The 21177-nt window shown below is 67.1% G+C and carries 20 protein-coding genes; 6 read left to right on the forward strand and 14 right to left on the reverse strand.

Annotated elements, in window-relative coordinates; translation table 11 throughout:
* The first annotated feature begins 112 nt into the window (after positions 1-112).
* On the forward strand, positions 113-886 hold the full coding sequence (locus tag GII31_RS19220; protein WP_213244964.1) for a FadR/GntR family transcriptional regulator: 774 nt from the start codon (positions 113-115) through the stop codon (positions 884-886).
* Here the strand turns inward: GII31_RS19220 and GII31_RS19225 are convergent.
* From GII31_RS19225 to GII31_RS19270, 10 genes are read right to left on the reverse strand one after another with little or no spacing between them, the layout of a single operon-like run.
* Positions 883-1944 (reverse strand): LLM class flavin-dependent oxidoreductase, encoded by a 1062-nt coding sequence (locus GII31_RS19225; protein ID WP_213244965.1) that lies wholly within the window; start codon positions 1942-1944, stop codon positions 883-885. The genes GII31_RS19220 and GII31_RS19225 overlap by 4 nt on opposite strands.
* A gap of 25 nt (positions 1945-1969) precedes the next feature.
* Positions 1970-2836: a 1,4-dihydroxy-2-naphthoyl-CoA synthase gene (gene menB / locus GII31_RS19230; RefSeq protein WP_213244966.1), complete on the reverse strand. Its 867-nt coding sequence runs from the start codon at positions 2834-2836 to the stop codon at positions 1970-1972.
* Positions 2836-3594 (reverse strand): SDR family NAD(P)-dependent oxidoreductase, encoded by a 759-nt coding sequence (locus GII31_RS19235; RefSeq protein ID WP_213244967.1) that lies wholly within the window; start codon positions 3592-3594, stop codon positions 2836-2838. Before GII31_RS19235 ends, menB begins: the two co-directional genes overlap by 1 nt.
* 45 nt (positions 3595-3639) lie before the next feature.
* Positions 3640-4869 carry an acetyl-CoA hydrolase/transferase family protein gene (locus GII31_RS19240; protein ID WP_213244968.1) on the reverse strand — a complete coding sequence of 410 codons (1230 nt, stop codon included), beginning with the start codon at positions 4867-4869 and terminating at the stop codon, positions 3640-3642.
* Positions 4869-6068, reverse strand: a complete 1200-nt coding sequence (locus GII31_RS19245; protein WP_213244969.1) for a thiolase family protein — start codon at positions 6066-6068, stop codon at positions 4869-4871. Before GII31_RS19245 ends, GII31_RS19240 begins: the two co-directional genes overlap by 1 nt.
* 1 nt (position 6069) lies before the next feature.
* On the reverse strand, positions 6070-6879 hold the full coding sequence (locus GII31_RS19250) for an SDR family NAD(P)-dependent oxidoreductase (protein ID WP_213244970.1): 810 nt from the start codon (positions 6877-6879) through the stop codon (positions 6070-6072).
* The gene (locus GII31_RS19255) at positions 6879-8045 is read right to left on the reverse strand and encodes an acyl-CoA dehydrogenase family protein (RefSeq protein ID WP_213244971.1); all 1167 of its coding nucleotides are present in this window, start codon (positions 8043-8045) and stop codon (positions 6879-6881) included. Before GII31_RS19255 ends, GII31_RS19250 begins: the two co-directional genes overlap by 1 nt.
* 11 nt (positions 8046-8056) lie before the next feature.
* On the reverse strand, positions 8057-9136 hold the full coding sequence (locus GII31_RS19260) for an acyl-CoA dehydrogenase family protein (RefSeq protein WP_213244972.1): 1080 nt from the start codon (positions 9134-9136) through the stop codon (positions 8057-8059).
* Positions 9137-9146: 10 nt separating this feature from the next.
* Positions 9147-11126 (reverse strand): AMP-binding protein, encoded by a 1980-nt coding sequence (locus GII31_RS19265; RefSeq protein WP_213244973.1) that lies wholly within the window; start codon positions 11124-11126, stop codon positions 9147-9149.
* Between the two features lie 11 nt (positions 11127-11137).
* Positions 11138-12343 carry an acyl-CoA dehydrogenase family protein gene (locus GII31_RS19270; protein WP_213244974.1) on the reverse strand — a complete coding sequence of 402 codons (1206 nt, stop codon included), beginning with the start codon at positions 12341-12343 and terminating at the stop codon, positions 11138-11140.
* Positions 12344-12411: 68 nt separating this feature from the next.
* On the opposite strand from GII31_RS19270, the gene GII31_RS19275 reads away from it, so the two are divergent.
* The 4 genes from GII31_RS19275 (at position 12412) to GII31_RS19290 (ending at position 15805) form a co-directional block, all read left to right on the forward strand.
* Positions 12412-12891, forward strand: coding sequence for an FAS1-like dehydratase domain-containing protein (locus GII31_RS19275; RefSeq protein WP_213244975.1), 480 nt, complete (start codon positions 12412-12414; stop codon positions 12889-12891).
* Complete coding sequence (locus tag GII31_RS19280) at positions 12888-13289, forward strand: MaoC/PaaZ C-terminal domain-containing protein (RefSeq protein WP_213244976.1); 402 nt, start codon at positions 12888-12890, stop codon at positions 13287-13289. Before GII31_RS19275 ends, GII31_RS19280 begins: the two co-directional genes overlap by 4 nt.
* A 189-nt stretch (positions 13290-13478) precedes the next feature.
* A complete protein-coding gene (locus GII31_RS19285; RefSeq protein ID WP_213244977.1) occupies positions 13479-14708 on the forward strand; it encodes a LuxR C-terminal-related transcriptional regulator in 1230 nt (409 codons plus the stop codon).
* Positions 14705-15805, forward strand: coding sequence for a helix-turn-helix transcriptional regulator (locus tag GII31_RS19290; protein ID WP_213244978.1), 1101 nt, complete (start codon positions 14705-14707; stop codon positions 15803-15805). Before GII31_RS19285 ends, GII31_RS19290 begins: the two co-directional genes overlap by 4 nt.
* A gap of 89 nt (positions 15806-15894) precedes the next feature.
* Here the strand turns inward: GII31_RS19290 and GII31_RS19295 are convergent, their stop codons facing one another.
* On the reverse strand, positions 15895-16341 hold the full coding sequence (locus GII31_RS19295) for an ester cyclase (protein WP_213244979.1): 447 nt from the start codon (positions 16339-16341) through the stop codon (positions 15895-15897).
* A gap of 338 nt (positions 16342-16679) precedes the next feature.
* Here GII31_RS19295 and GII31_RS19300 point away from each other — a divergent pair, with 338 nt between their 5' ends.
* On the forward strand, positions 16680-17519 hold the full coding sequence (locus GII31_RS19300) for a metal-dependent hydrolase (RefSeq protein WP_246221955.1): 840 nt from the start codon (positions 16680-16682) through the stop codon (positions 17517-17519).
* A 74-nt stretch (positions 17520-17593) separates the two neighbouring features.
* Here the strand turns inward: GII31_RS19300 and GII31_RS19305 are convergent, their stop codons facing one another.
* The 3 genes from GII31_RS19305 to GII31_RS19315 all read right to left on the reverse strand — a co-directional run bounded on the left by GII31_RS19305 (position 17594) and on the right by GII31_RS19315 (position 21145).
* Positions 17594-18571, reverse strand: coding sequence for a quinone oxidoreductase family protein (locus tag GII31_RS19305; RefSeq protein WP_213244980.1), 978 nt, complete (start codon positions 18569-18571; stop codon positions 17594-17596).
* A gap of 93 nt (positions 18572-18664) precedes the next feature.
* On the reverse strand, positions 18665-19447 hold the full coding sequence (locus GII31_RS19310) for a PaaI family thioesterase (RefSeq protein WP_213244981.1): 783 nt from the start codon (positions 19445-19447) through the stop codon (positions 18665-18667).
* Positions 19448-19450: 3 nt separating this feature from the next.
* Positions 19451-21145 (reverse strand): AMP-binding protein, encoded by a 1695-nt coding sequence (locus tag GII31_RS19315; protein WP_213244982.1) that lies wholly within the window; start codon positions 21143-21145, stop codon positions 19451-19453.
* Positions 21146-21177: the final 32 nt, after the last annotated feature.

Consider the following 21177-nt stretch of genomic DNA (forward strand, 5'->3'; position numbering starts at 1 on the left):
TGGTATGACCAAACTAGCATACGGTGGACGGCGCCGGGAGTGTTCCCGCGCAAAACCTTCCCCACCTCCTGTTAGATTTAGGTACGACCAAATACACAGAAAGTCGGTGGACATGTCCGAGCCCGCACCGGGTGCCGTATCCCGGCATCCCGTACGCCTTGAACCGATGCAGGTGCCCAAGGCATCCGATGTGCTCGCAGGCGACCTGCGCGAGCGGATCCTGCGCGGCGATTTTCCCGCCGGCACCGCACTCCCGCCCGAACGCGAACTGGTCAACCAGACCAGGATGAGCCGCACCACCGTCCGCGAGGCCCTGCGCATCCTCGAGGTGCAGGGCCTGGTGTCCATCAAGACCGGACGTGCGGGGGGCGCCTTCGTGCGCCAGCCCGACGGCGACGCCGTCGCGACCTCGGTGAGTCTGCTGATCCGCGGCCAGCAGCTGCGGCTCACCGCGCTGCTCGAAACCCGCGAGGCCATCGAACCGGCCTGCGCCGGCCTGGCGGCCAAGTACCGGACCGACGCAGATCTGGCGATCCTCGACACCGCCAACCGGACAGTCGGCGATCTCGACATCCCACTGGAGCAGTTCCTGCAGGCCAATGTGGACTGGCACCTGGCCGTCGCGGGCGCCAGCCACAACGAACTGCTCACCGGATTCATGTCGGCGCTGTCCAAGGCCATCTACAGCTCCACCGAGAACACCGCGTTCGTCGACGAACAGGTGCGCCGGACCACCTACCGCGCGCACAAGACGGTCACCGACGCGATCCGAGCGCAGGATTCGGCCGCCGCGATGCGGCGCATGTCCAAACACGTCCACGGATACGCCGAGGCCGTGGTCCAGGTGGAGGAACGCACCCAGATCACGCTCGACGAGACGCACTAGGACGGATCGGGACCCTGCGCACCGGGCGCCGTGCGGGTACGCAGGCCCGCGATGATCGATCTGTTGATCTCCATCGTCTGCGCGTCGGTCAGCCCCCACGGCGGTGCGATCAGATCCAGGTGATCGAACACATCGGGAATCGTCGCCAGGCGGTCCACGAACTCCTCCGGGGTGCAGGCGATGGCGATCGTGTCGATCATGTCGTCGGTCACCGCGGCGATCAGCCCGGCGGTGTCGCGCGACCGCGCCGCCTCGCGGATCGTGCGCTGTGGGCCCGACCACCCGTGCAGTTCGAAGAGCCGGTCATAGACCCGCGAGGCCGCGTACTGGCCGATCGCGAACGCCGCCTGCCGGCGTGCGAGCCCGACATCGTCGTTGATCGCGCACATCTTGATGCCCATGATCGCGACGTCCGCCGGATCACGGTCCGCGGTGGCCGCCCCCGTCGTCAGTTCGTCCGCCACGGGCCCCCTGACATAGTCCGCGGTGAACATGGGGTGCCCCACCAGACCGTCGGCGTGCGCGCCCGCGGTCCGCAGCATCAGCTTGTTCACGCCGGCGATCCAGACGGGGATCGCCGGACGCACCGGCTCGGGCACATCGGAGGTGGGTGTGACGTGCACCCGATAGAACCGGCCGTCGTGATGGACGGGCCCTTCGTGCAGCTTCCACAACGCCTTGAGCACCGTCAGCAGTTCTGCCATCCGGGCCGCCGGGGCCTCGCCGCTCACCCCGTGCCAGTTCTCCATCATCGTCGCGGTGCCGTTGCCCAGGCCCATGATGATCCGGCCGCCGGACAGTTCGTCCAGATCGCGGGCCTCGGCCGCCCAGATCAGCGGGCTGCGGCCCACCCCGTAGGCGATGTTGGTACCGATGCGCACCCGGGTGGTGCCGGCCGCCAGCACCGCCATCGGAATCGTCGCCGACCGGCTGTACAACTCGCTGAGCCACACCGCCGCACAGCCCGCGTCCTCGGCCTCCCGCGCCAGCGCCAGCATCGAGTCGTACCGGTTCCGGCCGCGACCGACCCCGAACGCGTTGACCCCGAAAGTCGTCATCACATGGCTCCTTGTCGACAGCCGGTCAGGACCGGCGCGGGAATCGGCTGAAATCCGGTTCCCGTTTGGCCTTGAACGATTCCCGCCCCTCCCTCGCCTCGTCGGAGGCGTAGAACAGCAGGTTGGTGTCGTGGGCGAGTTGCTGAATGCCCGCCAAACCGTCCTCGGCGGCGTGAAATGAGGCCTTCATCAGCCGCAGTGCCATCGGCGAGAGCCGCAGCATCTCCCGGCACCACGCGACGGTCTCCCGCTCCAGGTCGGCAAGCGGGACCACCGTGTTCACCAGGCCCATCTCCAGCGCCTGTTGCGCGCCGTACTGACGGCACAGAAACCAGATCTCCTTGGCCTTGCGGGTTCCCACGATGTCGGCGAGCAGGCCCGCACCGAATCCGCCGTCGAACGAGCCGACACGTGGGCCGACCTGTCCGAGGACGGCGTTGTCGGCGGCGACGGTCAGATCGCACACAATCTGCAATACGTGGCCGCCGCCGATCGCGTACCCGGCCACCATCGCCACCACCGGCTTGGGCAGCCGCCGGATCTGCACCTGCAGATCGGTGACGTGGAACCTGCCCACCGCGTCGGGCCGATCCGGTTCGGTGAGATATCCGGTGTCACCACGTACCCGCTGGTCGCCGCCCGAACAGAACGCCCGGCCCCCTTCGCCGGTCAGGATGATCACGCCGATCGACGGATCCTCGCGGGCATGGGTGAGCGCATCGGAGATCTCGATCAGGGTCTGTGGCCGGAAGGCGTTGTGCACCTGCGGCCGACAGATCGTGATCTTCGCGATCCCGTCGTCGGTCCGCGAGTAGTCGACATCCTCGTAGCGCCGGACCCGTGACCACTCCACCGAATCGGACGGCTGCCCGCGATCTGGTCCGGTACCCATCAGGCCATGGTCAATCCGCCACTGACCGACAGGGTCTGACCGGTGATGTAGCCGGCCTCGTCGGAGGCGAAGAAGGCCACGGCGGCGGCGATGTCGGCGGGCAGCGCGAGCCGCTTCATCGGCACCGAGCGGGTCATCCCGCCGAGCACCTTGTCGGCGTCCTGGCCGGAGTTGTTCGCGAACTTGCGCAGCGCCGGGGTGTCGGTGGGGCCGGGGCACACCGTGTTGACGGTGACACCCTTGGTGGCGACCTCACGGGCCAGTGTCTTGGTGAAGGCGATGGTGCCGCCCTTGGCCCCGGAGTACACGGCCTCCAGCGACGATCCGACCCGGCCCGCGTCGGAGCCGATGTTGATGACCCGGCCGAAACCGCGTTCGATCATCCCGGGGACCACCGTGTGGTTCACCCGCAGTGCGCCCTTGAAGTTGATGTCGAGGATCTTGTCCCAGAACTCCTCGGTGGTGTCGAGAAACTTCATGAAGTCGTCCCAGCCGGCGTTGTTGACCGCGACCTCGATCGGTCCGAGCTCGGCGGTCACCTTCTCCACCGCGGCCCGCACCGAGGCGGTGTCGGTCACGTCGATCGGCACCGCGATGGCCCGGCCGCCGGCGGCGACGATCTCCTTGGCGGTCTGCGTCGCGGCTTCGATGTTGAGATCGGCGACGGCCACCCTGAACCCGCCCTCGCCGAGCCGGCGCGAGATCCCCTCGCCGATGCCCTGCGCTCCACCGGTGACGAATGCTACTCGATTTGCCATGTCAATCAATACCTTTCGTTGAAAGTGAGAGTGTACGAACGTAAGTCACGAAGCCACCCGCACCTGATGCCGCAGTTGTTCCCGGAATTCCGGTGCGGCAATGGCGATCAGCCGCCTGCGGCGCTCGGCGAGTGGTTGTCCACGCAGGTGCGCGATGCCGTGTTCGGTCACCACGCAGTCGACGTCGGCCCGCGCGGTGGTGACCACACCCTCGTCGAGCCGCGCCTTGATCGACGACCTTCCCCGGACCGCCGACCGCAACGCCACGATCGAACGCTTGCCGGTCAGTGCCGCGGCCCTGGCGAAGTCGACCTGACCACCCACCGCACCGAGGTAGGTGCCGCGGCTCATTTCCGCGCCCACCTGTCCGGTGAGGTCCACCTCGATCGCGAAGTTGACCGCGACCAGCGAGGATAGCTGCGAAAGGGTTTGCGGCGCATGCGTATAGCTGGTAGGCCGGAACAACAGCGGCAGGTGCGCCGCACGCCGGTACAGGTCGCTCGATCCCAGCGCCGTGCCCGCCACCGCCATCCCGGTGTCGATCTGTTTGCGGCTGCCGGTCACCACACCCTTGTCGATCAGCGACAGGACGCCGTCGGTGATCATCCCGGTGTGCACACCGAGGTCGCTGTGACCGGAGAGCGCGCCGAAGACCGCGGCCCCCAGCGAACCGATACCCACCTGGACGGTGTCCCCGTCGTCGACGAGTTCGGCGATGTGCCCGGCGATGACCCGGTCCGGATCGCCCGCGGGCCGGCTCACCTCCTCCTGCAGCGGACGGTCGGTGCCGATCGTGGAGTGAAAGCGGCTCAACGGGATGCGCGGGGAACCGGCGACCACCGGCATCTGCCGATTGATCTCGGCGAACAGCAGCGCCGTGTGCGCGATCGCATCCGCCATGTAGTCGACGCCGATGCCCAGCGAGCACATCCCCTCCGAATCCGGTGGCGCCACCTGCAGCAGACCCGCGTCGCACGGCAGTCGGTGCTCGGCGAACATCCGGGGCAGGGCCGAGTAGTGGCACGGCACCACATCGAGCTGGTCAGTGGCACCGAGTTCACGAAGCGCACCCAGACCGCCGTAGGAGACCATTGTGTCGGTGGGCGAGATCGACTGCGCCAGTTGGTCGTTCCAGCTCAGTCCGGTGAACAGACGGAGCGGCCCGATACCGGGGGCAGCGGCCAGCAGCCGGTCGACCAGCGGCCGGGGTTCGGCGGCGGCCTGACTCCACCACACGCCCATCCCCGGTCGCAGTGCCCCGCCGAAGTCCACCATCAGCCCACTCGCTCGATGAGGGTGCCGGTACCCAGGCCGCCGCCACAGCACATGGTCACCAGACCCAGCGCCTCGTCGCGGCGCTCAAGTTCGGCCAGGATCGTGGCGATGAGCCGGGAACCGGTGGCACCCACCGCATGTCCGAGTGCGATGGCGCCGCCGTTGACGTTCACCCGGTCCATATCGGGCTTCAGCTCCCGTTGCCAGGCCAGCACCACCGATGAGAATGCCTCGTTGACCTCGAACAGATCGATATCGCCGACGACCAGACCGTTGCGGTCAAGCAGCGTGTGCGTGGCCGGAATCGGCCCGGTCAACATGATGATCGGATCGACGCCGACGGTGGTCTGATCGGCGATCCGCGCGCGGATCCGCAGCCCGTGCCGCTGCGCCGCCTCACGGGTGCACAGGAGGACCGCGGCGGCACTGTCACAGATCGGGCTCGAGGTGCCGGCGGTGATCCGGCCACCATCCGGGCGAAACACAGTCTTGAGTCCGGCCAGGGTGTCCAGACTCGTTCCCGGGCGCACCGACTGGTCGGCGTAGCGAACTTCGCCGTCGAGTTCCATCGGCACCATCTCGGCGGTGAACCGTCCCTCGGCTATCGCCTCCGCGGCCAGCCCATGCGAGCGGACCGCGAACTCGTCCATCTCGGTGCGCGAGATGCCCCAGCGATCGGCGATGAGCTCCGCGCTCTCCCCCTGTCCGACGAAATCGTAACGGGCGCGCAATTCCGCGGGCCACGGTTCGCCGTACAACTCGCTGATCTTGGCCGGAGAGTTCATCGGAACGTGACCCATGTGTTCCACGCCGCCCGCGATAACTATGTCGTGCACTCCCGAAGCGACCAGCGCGGCGGCGAAGTTCACCGAGGTCTGTGCCGACCCGCAGCGGCGGTCCAGTGTGGTCGCCGGAACCTCGGCTGGGTAGCCAGCCTGCAGCCAGGCATTGCGGCCGATATTGCGCGACTGCTCACCGAACGGCGCGGTGCACCCTATGACCAGATCTTCCACCACGGCCGGGTCGAGCCCGGTGCGGCTGATCAATTCCTGGTAGGACGCGGCCAGCATAGCGTTGGGGTGAGTGTCGCGGAACCACCCCTTCTCCGGATGCGACTTGCCGATGGGAGTGCGTACCGCTTCGGCGATCACCACTTCCCGACCCGCGCCGACGAACGGACCCGAAACCTTGGAAGCCATGTCAGATCACCGTTCCGCCGTCGACGGGCAGAATCTGCCCTGTGATGTAGCCTGCCGCGGCAGATGCCAGAAACACGAACGACGGTGCAATCTCGTCCGGATATGCCCAGCGGCCCAACGCCACCCGAGCCAGATTCTTGGCGGCCAACTTCTCGTTCGTCCGCACCGTCTCGGTCATCGCCGTGGCGGCCAGTGGAGCGATGGCGTTCACGGTGATGGACTGCCGGGCCAGCTCTTTGGCCAGCGATTTGGTCAAACCGATAATTGCGGCCTTGGCGGCACCATAGTTGGCCTGCCCGATCGTCCCGGTCAGGCCGGCCGCTGACGTCACGTTGATAATGCGGCCACTGCCGTCATCGGGCAGATACCCCAGTGCCGCGTGACTGACGTGGTAAGTGCCCATCAGGTGGGTGTCGAGCACCTTGCGGAAGCGCTCCTCGTCCATCTTCGGAAACATGGCCGGCGCGATCACGCCGGCGTTGTTGACGACGATGTTCAGAGTGCCGCCGCCGAGCTGCGCAGCCGCGGCGGCCGCCTCGCGGGCATTGCCCGCATCGGTCACGTCCAGAACGAACGGCTGTGCGACGCCGCCGCGTTCGGTGATGCGGTCGACCACCGTCGTGGCAGCCGCGCTGTCGATGTCGGTGACCAGCACGGCCGCACCGGCAGCGGCGAACGCCTCGGCGACCGCGGCTCCGACACCGCCTCCGGCGCCGGTGACCAGTGCGGTTCGGCCCGCCAGGCCGAATACTTCAATACCCAATGGGGTACTGCCCTCCACGGGTGAATTCGCGGTGGATGTTGCTGTCATCAGTAGCTCCTCGGCAGACCCATGACGTGTGAACTGAGATAGTTGAGGATCATTTCCTGGCTGATCGGCGCGATGCGCGTCAGCCGGGCCTCACGGAAGTAGCGGGCGACGTTGTACTCCTCCGAGTACCCCATTCCGCCGTGTGTCTGCAATGCCCGGTCGGCCGCCTCGAAGCCGGCGTCGGCGCACAGGTATTTGGCCGTATTCGCCTCGCGACCACAGGGTTTGCCGTTGTCATAGAGCCAGGTCGCCTTGCGCAGCATGAGTTCGCCCGCGTCGAGCCGGGCCAGGGAGTCGGCCAGGGGGAAGGCGATTCCCTGATTCTTGCCGATCGGGCGCCCGAACACCTCACGGTCGTTGCCGTAGCGCACCCCGGCCCGCAGCGCGGCCCGGCCGATACCGAGTGCCTCGGCGGCGATCAGCATCCGCTCGGGATTGAGACCGTCGAGCAGGTAGTAGAAACCTTTGCCCTCCTCGCCCACCCGATGCTCGACCGGGATCTCCAGATTGTCGATGAACAGTTCGTTGGAGGTGACCGCGTTGCGGCCCATCTTCTTGATCGGCCGGATGTCGATCTTGCTGCGATCGAGATCTGTGAGGAACAGCGTCAGGCCGTCGGTCTTGCGCGGTGACTCGTCGAACTTCTGGGTGCGGGTGAGCAGCAGGATCTTCTCCGACTCCACCGCCTTGGAGATCCACACCTTGCGGCCATTGACGATATACCGGTCGCCGTCGCGTTTGGCGAAGGTGGTGATCTTGGTGGTGTCCAGACCCGCACCGGGTTCGGTCACGCCGAAGCACACGTGCAGATCGCCGGTGACGATACGTGGCAGGGTGCTCTGCTTCAGTTCGTCACTGCCGTGCACGATCACCGGATGCATACCGAAGATCGACAGATGCATCGAGCTCGCGCCGTTCATCCCTGCGCCCGAGGCCGCCACCTGTTCGAGGATGATCGATGCCTCGGTGATGCCGTAGCCGTGCCCGCCGTATTCCTCGGGAGTGGTGATGCCGAGCCAGCCACCTTCGGCGAAGGCGTTGTAGAACTCCGTCGGGAATTCGTGCTTCTCGTCCTTCTCCTGCCAGTATTGATCGTCGAACTTGGCTGCGAGTTCGGCGACCGCATCGCGAATCGTGGTCTGGTCTTCGGTCAATTCGAAATCCACTTGCGCTTCTCCTAAGCCATCTGGGCATCTAAAGCATCTGGGGCGCCGAGTAGCTCGGCGGCAATGCGTTCATTCCACGCACCGGGCGACCCGAAAAGAATGCGGTCCAGTTTGGCCCGCTTGTACAGCATGTGCAGGTCGTGTTCCCACGTGTAGCCGATCGCGCCGTGCACGGTGAGTGCCGAATCGGCCAATGCGGCAGCAGATGCGGTGACCTGCGCTTTGGCCACCGCCGCGATACGGCCGGCATCGGCCAGGTGATGGTCCAGTGCCGCACCTGCGTACAGGGTCGCCGAATACCCGGCCTCGACGCTCACCAGCATCTGCGCGGCGGCGTGTTTGACAGCCTGGAATCCACCGATCAACTGCCCGAACTGCTTGCGCTGCTTGCTGTAGACGACCGACAGTTCCAGCATCCGTTCGGCGGCACCGAGCGCGTCGGCGGCGGTCAGGACCGCCGCTCGTGCTGTGATCTCATCCAGGGCGGCGGGGTTATCGATCCAGCCGGCGACGGGCGCATGGTCGAAGGTGGCCGTGGCGCTGGTCCGGGACCGGTCGAGCAGATTGTCCGGCACCAGCGATACGCCTTCGCCGGCCTCGACGCGGGCTATCACCGTTCCACCCGGTCCGGCTACCGGCACCAGCAATACGTTCGCGCCTTCCGCACCCAGCACATGCCCGACCGTTCCGGTCACCCGTTCGTCGGCGACGTCCAGCACACCCAACTCAGGTATCCGGTCGGCACGGACCGCCAATGCGTGCAGTCGTGTTCCGTCGATCTGGCGGGCCAATTCGGACTCACTCAGCAGGGGCGCGGCAATAGCAGCTGCCAGCCATTGTGAGTTCGGCACCCCCGCACGGCCGAATTCCCGAGCGGCCAGGGTCAGCTCGAGCACACCACCGCCCTGTCCACCGGCATCCTCCGGATAACCGACGCCCCACCAGCCCTCGTCCACGAGATCGCGCGTGAAGTCTCCCGGCCTGGCGGCGTCGAACAATGCCCGCACCGTCTCGGCCGGATATTTGGCGGTCAGCCACTCTTTCAGAGACGAAGCAAACAATTCCTGCTCGTCGGACAGTTCCCAGCGCATCTACTTACCCCTACCCTGCATTCTGATTGCCAGTGTTGTGTACGACATCGGCGATCGCCGCGACAGCTTGGGGGTTCTCCGCGCTGGACAGGTCGCCCGGATCGGAGCCGATGGCCGCGGCCCGAACCGCCCGGCGCAGAATCTTGGCAGATCGGGTCTTGGGCAATGCCTCGACCTGCCACACCTTCGAGGGCGCGAACGGCTTACCGACACCGGCCGCCACCAACGTGCGGAGTTCGTCGGACACGCCTTCGGTGTCACTACCCGGATTCGGTACCCAGAATGCCCAGACCGTTTCCCCTTTCTTGGGATCCGGGATACCAACCGCGGCGGCTTCCGCGACCGCGGGGTGGGTGGTCAGTACCGACTCGACCTCGGCGGGGGCCAGACGTTTGCCCGCCACGTTCATCACGTCGTCGGAGCGGCCGAGGATGAACCACTGTCCGGCGCCGTCGATCAGCGCGTAGTCACCGTGGCACCAGATGTGTTCGAAGGTGGACCAGTACGACTGCAGGTAGCGTTCGTTGTCGCGCCACACGCCGCGGGTCATCGCCGGCCACGGTTGCCGGCACACGAGTTCGCCGATGGAGCCGCGCAGCGGATTGCCCTCGTCGTCGACCACGTCCACGTCCATGCCGAGCGACGGACCGCCCAGGGAGCAACTCGGGATGGGCTCAACCGGGTAGGGCGCCAGGAACGAACCGCCGACCTCCGTGCCGCCGGAGAAGTTGATCACCGGCACCCGGCCGCCGAACACCGTGTCGGCCAGCCAATCGTAGGAGTCCGGGTCCCACGGTTCCCCGGTGGAGCCCAGCGTGCGTACCGAACTCAGGTCGCGGCCCGTGATCTCCTGCGGCGATGAGGATTTCAGTGCCCGGATCAGTGTCGGGGATACGCCCAGCATGGTGATCCGGTGCCGCTGCACCAGGTCCCAGAGCCGATAGGGGTCGGGGGTGTCGGGCGATCCCTCGTACAGCACCAGAGTGGCGCCGTTGGCGTGGGTGCCGAGCGCCGACAGCGGTCCCATCACCCAGCCCATGTCGGTGATCCAGCAGAACACGTCGCCGGCCTTGACATCGAACGAGTAGGCCACCTCCGAGGCGACCTTGACGGTGAACCCGGCGTGGGTGTGCACCGCGCCCTTGGGTTTGCCGGTCGTCCCGGAGGTGTAGCCCAGCATGAGGGTGTGCATCGCGCCGAACGCGGTGAACGTGTGCGGCTCGTCGTCCAGGAGTTCGCGCCACGGTGTCACCGGCACCGCGGCCCCCTCGAGATCGGCCTGCCGGTCGGTGGTGAGGTTGTCGGTGTTGACGTTGTTGACGGCGACGACGGCCCGCACCGAAGGGGTCTCGCGCAGCGCCTTGGCGAGTTCGCCGGCCATCCCGACACCGCGACCGCGCCGGATGGTTCCGTCGGCCACGATGACGGCGGCAACCTCCGCGTCGTTGAGCCGGGACGCGATCGCCGGGGCCGCGAAACCGGAGAACAGCGGTACCAGGATCGCGCCGATACCCGCGACCGCGTAGCAGGCGATCACCGCCTCCGGGATCATCGGCAGGTAGATGCCGACCGCGTCGCCCTCCCGCACGCCGAGCCGCACCAGTCCCGCCGCGACCCGGGACACCCGGTCGGCCAACTCCGCGTACGTCAGTATGGTGACGGCGCCGTCCTCGGCCTCATGGATGACCGCGGGCCGGTCACCCGCGCCCTCGGCCACCCACCTGCCGATGCAGGCGTCGACAACGTTGAACGTGCCGCCGGTGAACCATTCGGGGAACTCGATGCCGCCGGAGGTGTCCAGAACGGAGTCGTATCCGGTGGCGAACGGAATCCCCAGGTCGGTGATCGCCGCGTCCCAGTACCAGGCGATGTCGGCCGTCGAACGCTCCCGCAGTTGTGTGATCGTGTCGAGCCCGTGGGCGCGGGCCAGCCGGGTGACGTTCGCGTTCTCGATGTGGTCGGGGGTCGGTGTCCACACATATGTGCTCATAGCCGCCTCTGTCAGGTCCTGGGCATGCCGAGCACCCGCTCGGCCGCGATATTGCGTTGGATATAGGTCGATCCGCCTGCGATGGCGGTGCCGCGCGCCTGGTAGGCCAGGCGCAGCCAGCGCTGCTGGTCGGCGGCCGCCGTGGACGCGCCGGAGTCCGGGAGGTCCGGATCGGCGAGACCGATCTGCCCGCCGAGATCGGACAGTTCCAGACCGAAGTCGGCGATGTCCTCCACGAGCGGACAGAAGTACAGCTTGCCGATGGAGGTGACCGGCCCGGGAGGCTGCCCCGACGCGGCGCCGCTGATCACACGCTGCCCGATGAGATAGTGCGTCAGCGCGCGGCCGTACAGATCGGCGATCCGCTGCCGGACCGCTGGCTGCTGCGCCAGCGGCCGACCCTCGTCGTCGGTGGTGCGGCCGACCTGTTCGATCAGATCCGCCACCGCGCGGGTGGTGTTCACCCGGCCCGTGGCGATGCCGACACGTTCGAATGCGAGCGTGCCCATCGCGACCTTCCAGCCGCCGTCCACCTCCCCGACCACCGCCGAGTCGGGCACGAACACGTCGTCGAGGAAGACCTCGTTGAACTCGGCTTCACCGAGCATGTGGGCCAGCGGCCGGACCGTGACCCCGGGAGTCGACATCGGCAGCAGGAAGTAGGTGATGCCCTTGTGCCGCTCGCCACCGCCGGTTCTGGCCAGCAGGATCGCGTGGTCGGCGATCTGGGCGCGGGAGGTCCAGATCTTCTGCCCGTCGATCTTCCAGCCGCCGTCGACCTTGGTGGCCTTGGTGCGCAGCGAGGCGAGGTCGGATCCCGATTCCGGTTCGGAGAAGAGCTGGCACCAGATCTCCTCGCCGGCCAGGATGGGCCTGAGGTGACGCCGCTTCTGCTCGTCGCTGCCGAAGGCGACGATAGTGGGACCGGCGAAGTCCTCGCCGATGATGTTGAGCCGCTCGGGCGCTCCCGCGCGGTCGGTTTCCTCATTGAAGACGGCCTTGATTTTCGCATCCGCGCCCGCGCCACCGAATTCGGTCGGCCAGGACAGTCCGGCGAAGCCGGCGTCGCACAATTGCCTCTGCCATACCGACCAGAAGGCGCGCTTGTCCTCCAGCCGTGCGGGTTCGGGCCAGGGCAGCGTCGGCAACGTCTCCTCCAGCCACCGCCGGACCCGTAGCCGGAACTCGAGTTCGTCGGGCGACTCGCTCAGATCCATCTGACCTCCCAAGATCGTTACGGGCTAAAGGTACTATAGGTCTGACCAAAAAATCTAGGAGGTTCGCGATGGCAACTCCCCATCGGAAAGCGCCCGGCCACGACGGACTGGTCGGCGATGTCGTCGACTCGGTGACATTCACGGTGGAAGCGGGAAAGATCGGCGAATTCGCCAGGGCCACCCACGCCACCGACCCGGTACACACCGATCCGGCCGCGGCCCGCGCGGCCGGATTCGACGCCGTGGCGGCCACCCCGACCCACGTCGTGGTGGCCGGACATCACCGCGATCAGCGAGGATTCGTCAACGCGCTGGGCCTGGACATCAGCCGCATAGTCGTCGGCTCGGTCGAATGGGAGTACGCGCGCCCGCTCGTCGCGGGTGACCGGCTCACCGGAATCCGTCGCGTCGTCGGCGACGCGACCCGGGAGGGCAAGCGCGGCGGCACGATGCGGCTGGTCACCCTGCAGACCGACTGGACCGGCGACGACGGCGCGGTGGCCCTCACCCAGCGGGAGGTACTGGTGGAAAGGGGAACGCGGCAATGACTCGCAGACCACCGCCGTTCGCCGTCGGCGACGAACTCGAACCGCGTACGATCGGCCCGATCACCAAGACCGATATCGTCCGGTTCGCCGGCGCGGGAGGCGATTTCAACCCACTGCACCACGACGAGGACTACGCGCGGGCCGCCGGTCTACCCGGGATCATCGCTATGGGACAGTTGCAGGCCGGCCTGCTCGCCTCATGGATCGCCGATGTGGCCGGCGTGGAGAACCTGCTGTCCTATTCGGTGCGATTCACCTCGCCTCTGGCCGTCGGCGAGACACTGACCCTGAGCGGCACCGTCACCACCGCCGACGGCGATGTCATCGGCCTCGACCTGTCGGCCAAGGCGGCCGACCGGGTGGTGGTCTCGGGGAAAGCGCGCATCCGCACGCGGTGAGGTCCACCGGAGCCCGCGTTCGGCAGGCCCGTCGTACAGTCGGAGTCTCTCGGTCGGTGCGCGACTGTGCCCGGCGTCACCCCCGGGGGTACCTCCGTCTCCCCCGGAATGGGAGTGCCGGGGGGAGGTATGAGGGATGTACCACCCGAACCGCTTCGGTTCGGTCTGTGACCTACCTAACGTCCGAGTATGAGTCTCTCGTTTCCGACAGAGTCATCGGCGCACGTCCGGTGCGATCCGGACGACCGGGTGTACACCGCGCTCATCGAGGCCGAGGAGTTCGCCGCCGGTCTGGCCGGCCCACCGGGCCCGGCCGCCCCGCGTGACCCCCTGTTCCCCACACACCGGCACCACCCGGACGAACAGGACACCGACGAGCGACTCGCCCGCGCCCGGACCCGCATCGAGGGATCGATCGTGCGGGGTGAGGGCACCCCGGACGACCGGCTCGCCGCGCTCGACATCCTCATCCGGATCGATGACGCGACGCACCACCGGATGGCCCTGGCCATCGACCGGATGGTCGGCGGACTCAGCCGGATCCGCGCCGGTATCGAAGCACTGTACGAACTCAGCCCGGCAGAACTGGTCACCGCCGTACCGCAACGCCTGATCGCCGACGTCGGCCTCGACCGGGCGATGATGTCGGCCGCCACCGGGTCGGTGTGGGCGCCGAAGAGTGTGTCCACCAACAATCCGACGGCCGATCGTGCCTTCGTCTCGTTCGTGACCGGTGCGCGGATACCTCTGCGCAAGGCACCCGTCGAGACCGAGATGATCCGTAGGCGAATCCCGCAACTCATCACCAACACCCGCGGCAACGACCGCGTCTACCGCGACATCGTAGAGGTGTCCGGTTCGCCCTCCTATGTCGGGGCACCGGTGGTCTCACAGGGGCGGGTGGTGGCGATGCTGCACGGCGATCGCACCCGTTCGGGCAGCCTCACAGCCGAACACCTGGAGATGCTGCAGATCTACGCGCGATGCACCTCGGTCGCATATGAATCGGCCCGGTTGCGCGCCCGGATGCGCTCGGTCCCGGGCTGGGCCGACTCGATCGACACGCTACGGCAGAGCCTCGGCGGGACCGGCGGCGCGGAGACCGACGGGGACCACGGCTCCGGCCGCACGACGTCATCGCGCGCCCGTCCTCCGATCCGGCCCGTCCCGATCGCAGCCACCCCGCCCAAGAACATGCTGACGGCCCGCGAACGCCAGGTAATCGCTCACATCTGCACCGGTGCCACCAATCGGCAGATCGCCCGTGCCCTGGCGGTATCCGAGCAGACGGTGAAATCACATCTGAAACGGATCTTCAAGAAGCTGGGTGCCACCACACGTGCCGAGGCGATCGCCTTGTACGCGGAGACCGCACTCACCGGCAGCGGAACGGTCACCGACCCGGAACCCACCCCATGAGCGCCCCCGGGATCGACTCTCTTGTGGCCGAACTCCACGACATCGACGGGCAGTTGCGCCGCGACGCCGGCCTCGACGCCGCGCCTTCGCCGGACGAGCCGCTCGACGCCCTCGACGCGGCCGCCTCGACGATCGCGCTGGTCCGCCTCTCCCTCTCCGAAGGTCATGCGACGCCACCGGAGACCACCACCCTGATGCTGCGTTCGCTGCGCGGACAACATCAGCTGCGGCAGCGTATCTCGTCGTGGCATATGCTGCGGCTGACGGATCTCGCCAAGGCGGTCGAGCACGTGTCCGGCGCCGCGACGGTGGCCGCGGTGCGGCACAACGCCTGCGTCGCCGCGACCCGGGAACTGGGCTACCGCACATCGAGTTTCGCCGTGGCCGAGGACGACGGCTGGGTCGTCACCGACCTGGGCGAGGGCGACGACACCGGCCGGACGGTCCGCAGCTCCTGGAACTCCTCACCCGCCGAACACGTCTCGGTCACCGAGGGCTCGGTGATCCACGTCCGCGATTCGGCGGAGGCGACCGCGCCGATATGCACGGTCCTGGACGCGGACGCCTACACCGTGGTACCGATCATCGCGGGCACCGACCGGATCGGGTTACTGCACTGCGCCCGGCCCCCGACCGGCGTCATCGGATTCGTCGAGATCGAGGTCCTGCATGCCTTCGGTACGGCCGTCGCGGCCGCCTACAGCCGGAGCAGACGCATCGAGGACAACCGCAGGCGCCGTCGTTCGATCATCGAAACCGCCCGCCTGCTCGACGAATTGGCCGACGCGATCCCCTGTTCGCTGACGGATCTGGACAACGCCCCCGATGGCCACGGACTCGATCGCCGCGATACCGACGACCGCGCGATACCACCGCGACGCCGGCCGCCGATCGCCCCCTCACCGGTGGAAGATCTGCTCACCGCCCGCGAACGGGAGGTGTATCGCCTGCTCGTGACGGGAGCGGCGAACCGCGATATCGCCGAGTATCTGGTCATCAGCGTGGAAACGGTCAAATCCCATGTGAAGCAGATACTACGGAAGGTCGGGGCGATCAACCGGGCGGAGCTTCTCTCGCTACACATGCAGCACCGCTGACCGGAACCCCGCACGGCGCTCCTGCCGAACCGGCACGACGACGCCGGACCCGGAGCGCTCTGTCGCTCCGGGCCCGGACACCGGTCGGCTCAGGCCAGACCGAGTTGACGAAGCAGCGTCGCAACATCCCAGTAGGCGTGCACGGAGATCGCCCGGCCATCGGAGTCGACCTCGAAGACGTCCATACCCGGGACGTCGAATGCCTTGCCCGTCGGCGGAACCCCCGGCGGGAAGCCCTCACCGGTGTGGGTACCGGTCATCCGCCATTCGTGGGCGACCCGGCCGCGGCCGAGGTCGATGATCGGCGCACCGACCGACTCGAAGGCCATGTCGGGAAAGCCGGACCAGGCCGCCTCGAAGAAGCCGCGGGCACCCTCGTGGTCGGTCAGCGGTTCGGGTAGCGACGGGTCCTGCCAGTCGACGGTGGCGGCGATGACATCGAGCGCGACACCGATGTCCCGCTGGGTCCACGCCGCGAAATACCTTGCGGGGTAGGCCTCGAGGACGCTGATATCTGTTGCCAAAGGTGTGGACATGAGTTCTCCGTTCGGGACGTTCTTGCTCAACTGGGACGGTATCGCGATATGGATTCCGCGATATGGATTCCATGGGGGCCGGGAGGTCGATCGGCGCCGGCGGGCACCACCTGAGATCTTCAGGCGTCCTGAGATATTCAGGAATTTCGGCAACCGTTCGTTCTCCGTAGTCCGAACCGTACGGACGCCGGGATTACTCGTCAAGAACGAACGGGAGAATTCGGCGGTCAGCCTTGATACTTCACCCCGACGAAGGACATCGCGTCCCCAATTCGGGTGATTCCCCCACCCTCGTCCGGGAGCACCATTGTAGGAAATCTCCGAAACAACGCAATCCTGTGAGGTCACCAGTGAAGGTCCGCAAGATCGATATCGACTTCTCCACCGCAAAGGTTTATTGGACACCGGCCACTCCCGAGTTCGCCCAGTTCTGGAACGCCACGTCCAGCTACCTGCCCTACCTTGAGCCGTACCTGAACCGGGTGGTCAGAGAGGGAATGAACAGACTTCCCGAGTCCGAGTCACAGTTGCGCGAGGACTGCAAGATCTTTGTCGCGCAGGAGACCCAGCACTACAAGAACCACGCCAAATTCAATAGGATGCTCCGCGAATCGGGCTACCGGGACCTGGCCGACCGTGAAGCGGTGATGAAGGCCGACTACGAACGATTCTTCAAGGAGAAGGATCTGCGGTGGAACCTCGGGTACGCGGAGGGATTCGAGACCCTCGGCCCGATCCTGGCCTGCTATTTCCTCGAATCCGCGAAGGAACTGCAGGCACCCGACGTCGACGACCCCACCGCAGATCTCTGGCGGTGGCATCTGGCCGAGGAATACGAACACCGCCACGTCTGCAACTACATCTACGATGCCGTCACCCCAGGATACTGGTGGCGGCTCTACGGCATCTGGTACGCCGGAAGACACATGTTCGCGTACATGATCCGCACGACGCTCTATCTGCTCGAGGAAGACTACCGGGCCGCCCGTATCCCCGACCGCGCAAAGAGCCGGCTACGGCTGGCCGCCGCCGGCGGCCGGATGCTCAAATACGTACTGCCCCGGGTGATCAAGACCATGCACCCCAAGTACGATCCGATCAATATCCCGGTTCCCGAGCGCTCGATGGAGGTGCTGGCCGAGACCGAACGCCAGTGGGCCAAGCAGACCGGCGAGTAGACCTTGAACGCGGGGCGCCGACGGTATCACCGTCGACGCCCCGCGTTCGCCCGCCGTGCGTCCTGTCTTCCGGATCAGTTGCGCAGGACGATTTTTCCGATGGCCTGACCCGACTCCAGGCGGCGGTGCGCCGCCGCGGCCTCGTTGAGGGAGAACACCGAGTCGATGGTGGGCGGCGGCACGTCACCGGCCGCGATCAACCCGAGCAGGCCACTGAAGTCCTGCGGGCTGCCCATCGTGGTACCCAGCAGGCTGTATTGGCCGAAGAAGAACGGGCGCACATCCATGGTGACCTGTTCGGCGACATTCGCACCCAGGACGACCAGTCTGCCGCCCGGTCGCAGCGCACGCACCGAATGTGACCACAATCCGACAGGGTCGAGGATGACATCGAAGCCGTCGGCTCCGGGGGCCAGCACCCTGGCGCGTTCGGGCCACCCGTCATCGTCGTGCAGCACCCCACCGGATGCGCCGGACGCCCGCGCCCGGTCGAGTTTACCCACGCCGGAGGCGGTCACGAAGACATCGGCACCGATGGCGCAGCCGAGCGCCTGCGCCATCGTCGATACGCCCCCGCCCGCTCCGACGATCAGCAGCGACTCCCCCGCGGCCAGGGCGGCCCGGGTGACCAGTGCCCGGTAGCACGTGATACCCACCAGCCCCAGTGCGGCCGCCTGCTCCCATGAATAGCCCTCGGGTTTGGGGAGTACGCACTCCTCGGGAACACTGACGTACTCGGCATACGTGCCCGCCGTGGCGTCGCCGAGAATCTCGAAATCGGCTGCCGGGGCCTCGGTTCGCTTGCCCCAGAACAGCGACGGGGTGATCACCACCTGCTCGCCGGTGTCGGTACGGATTCCCGCACCGTCGGCTCCGGGCGTGTGCGGGAGCGGCGATCGGTACAGGCCGCGGCGCACGAGGACATCGTGCCAATTCAATGCGCTCGCCTCCAGTTTCACCGTCACCCAGCCCGGCCGTTGCGCCGGTTCCGCGACGTCGCGGGCAACCAGTTGTTCCGCCTCACCGAACCCGGACATCACGATCGCCTTCACGCCGACTCCTGTCGTTGCACCGTCACTTCTGGTCACGCACTCTCTCGTCTGGTTGCGCATCCGCCTTCTGTGGCACCGTCACCGCACATGGCATCACTGCCGGCGCGAGATCGTGACCGTGGCGAATGCGTACGGCTTCCCCGCGGGCCCCTCGGCCACCACCCGCACCACGCATAGACTCCGGCCCCGGTGGCAGAGCTCGGCACGGAACACCGTCGGTGCCAGCGCATCACCGGGCCGGACATAGTTGATATCGACCGACAGGGTCCGGAATCGGCCGTCCGCGCCGATCGCCGACATGGCGGCGAACTCGGCCCCGCAGATGAGAATCCCGCCGTGGACGTGGCCCCGCCCGTTCGCCGCGTACGGGGTCGACGGCAATTCGACGGTGCCGGGCGAGGGTTCGCTGATACCGAGGACCTCGCGGACGGTCGCGGACGGCTCGGGCGCGGAGAAGGCCAGCGCCGGGGATGCCGGCGCCTGCGCGTCGATGAAGTGTGAACGCTGGGTGACCAGCGCCACCACCGTTCCGTCCGCATCCGTCAGCGTGCCCCGGGTGGTGGCACCCGAGACGTCCGCGGAGACGAGCTCGCCGACGGCCACCATCGGTTCCCCGGCAAGCGGCGGGTCGGCCAGGAAGTCGACGCGGATACCCAGGCTCACGGGCCAGCGCCCGGGCGCGGCACGCGCCGCTGCCAGATAGCCCGTGACATCGTCGAGGACCACGCCGAGCGACCCCCGGCTGCACCCGGCGACCGGGTCGTGCAGCCAGGGGCCCGGCCGGACGGTGAACTCGCAGACGCCTGCCGCGAAGGCCCGGGTACGCACCCGGACCAGCGCCTCGGCACCGCAGATCAGGAGTTCGGTGACCGGCATGTCTCAGTGCGCGCCCACGGCCGTGACCTGATCGAGCTTGTCGGCGATCTGCTTGCGCAGCAGGTGTTTCTGAATCTTTCCGGTGGCCGTCATGGGTAGCGATTCCACCACCTCGACCCGTTCCGGAGTCTTCTGGATGGCGACGCCCCGATCGGTGAGGAACTGGCGCAGCTGCTCCACCGACGGTGCACTCGCGCCCTCGTTGGGCACCACGAAGACGCACACCTTCTCGCCGAGCACCGGATCGGGCATCGCCACCACCGCCAGCGCCGCGAGTTCGGGATGGGTGGCGAGTTTGTCCTCGACCTCCCGGACGCTGATGTTCATGCCACCACGGATCACGATGTCCTTGGTGCGCCCGGTGACCCGGACGAATCCGTCGGCATCCATCACGCCCAGGTCGCCCGACCGGGAGAACCCTTCGGGGGTGAACAGTTCGGCGGTGTCGTCGGGCCGGTTGAGGTAGGCGATCATGTGCGAGGGACCGCGGTAGGCGATGTCCCCCTCCTCGCCACGCGGCACTTCGAGCCCGTCCGCCCCGACGATCTTGACCTCGGCGCCCGGCAGGGCGGCACCGTCGGAGGTGATGGCGCGGCGCGGATCGTCGTCCGCGGTGCAGGTCGTGGTGCACAGGTTCTCGCTGCGCCCGTAGAGCGACAGGATCGACGCACCGGGAAGTTTTGCCTTCGCGTTCTCCACCACCGCCGACGGGATCGGCGAACCGGCGCAGGTCCAGACCCGCAGCGAGGACAGGTCCGCCTCCGGGCTCTGCTCGGCGGCACCGATCAACGTCTGCAGGAAGACCGTCGCGGTCACCGATGCGGTGCACCCGAACTTCTCGATCTCCACGAGCCCTTGCGCCGGGCTCCACTCCGCCATCACGTGGGTCGCCGCGCCCACGATCAGCGGCACCAGCAGGCTGGTGACGAGGCCGGTGGTGTGGGTGATCGGCGAGGGCCCGAACTGGACGTCGGCCTCGGTCTGTCCGAACGCGATAACCAGTGCCCGCGAACTGGAGGCGTAGGTGTTGAAGGTGTGCAGACAACCCTTGGGCCGCGAGGTGGTGCCCGAGGTGTAGACGATGACGTACGGGTCGTCCGGGTGCACACGGACATCGAGTTCGGCGTCGATCGCATCCGCGGCCACATCGGTCACGAAGACATCATCGAGAACACCGACATTTCTGTTCTGCAACGCATCTCGCGCCCCGTCGGCAACCCGGACGGCCAGGACGGTGGTCAGGGTTCCGGATTCGGACCGGATGTCGTCGAACATCTCGGCATACTTGAACCCCTTGAAGTCCTCCGGCGCGATGGCAACGGAGACGCCGGCATCGGAGACGACGTGGGCGACCTCGTCCTTGCGGTAGATCGGCATGATCGGCACCATGACGGCGCCGATCCGCGCCAAGGCGGAGGCCACGGTGAAGAATTCGGCCCAGTTGGGCAGTTGCACGGCCACCCGGTCGCCGGTTTTCACACCGCTGCGGCGCAGACCCAGCGCGAGGCGCTGAGAGGCCTCGTACAGTTCGGCGAAGGTCAGCGCGTTGATCCCGTCGGTGACGAAAACCTTGTCGGCGTGGGACTGCGCCCGGGACTTGAGCAGGTCGGTGTAGTTGTCCTTCGACCACTGCCCGCTCGCGTAGTAGTTGTCGACGTCAGCGGCGGTGTACCGGCCGAGCTCTCTCTGGTTGGTCATGTCATCCCATCCTTAGGGTGTAACGCGTCTCA

It is taken from the genome of Gordonia pseudamarae (assembly GCF_025273675.1).
Taxonomy (GTDB): Bacteria; Actinomycetota; Actinomycetes; order Mycobacteriales; family Mycobacteriaceae; genus Gordonia; species Gordonia pseudamarae.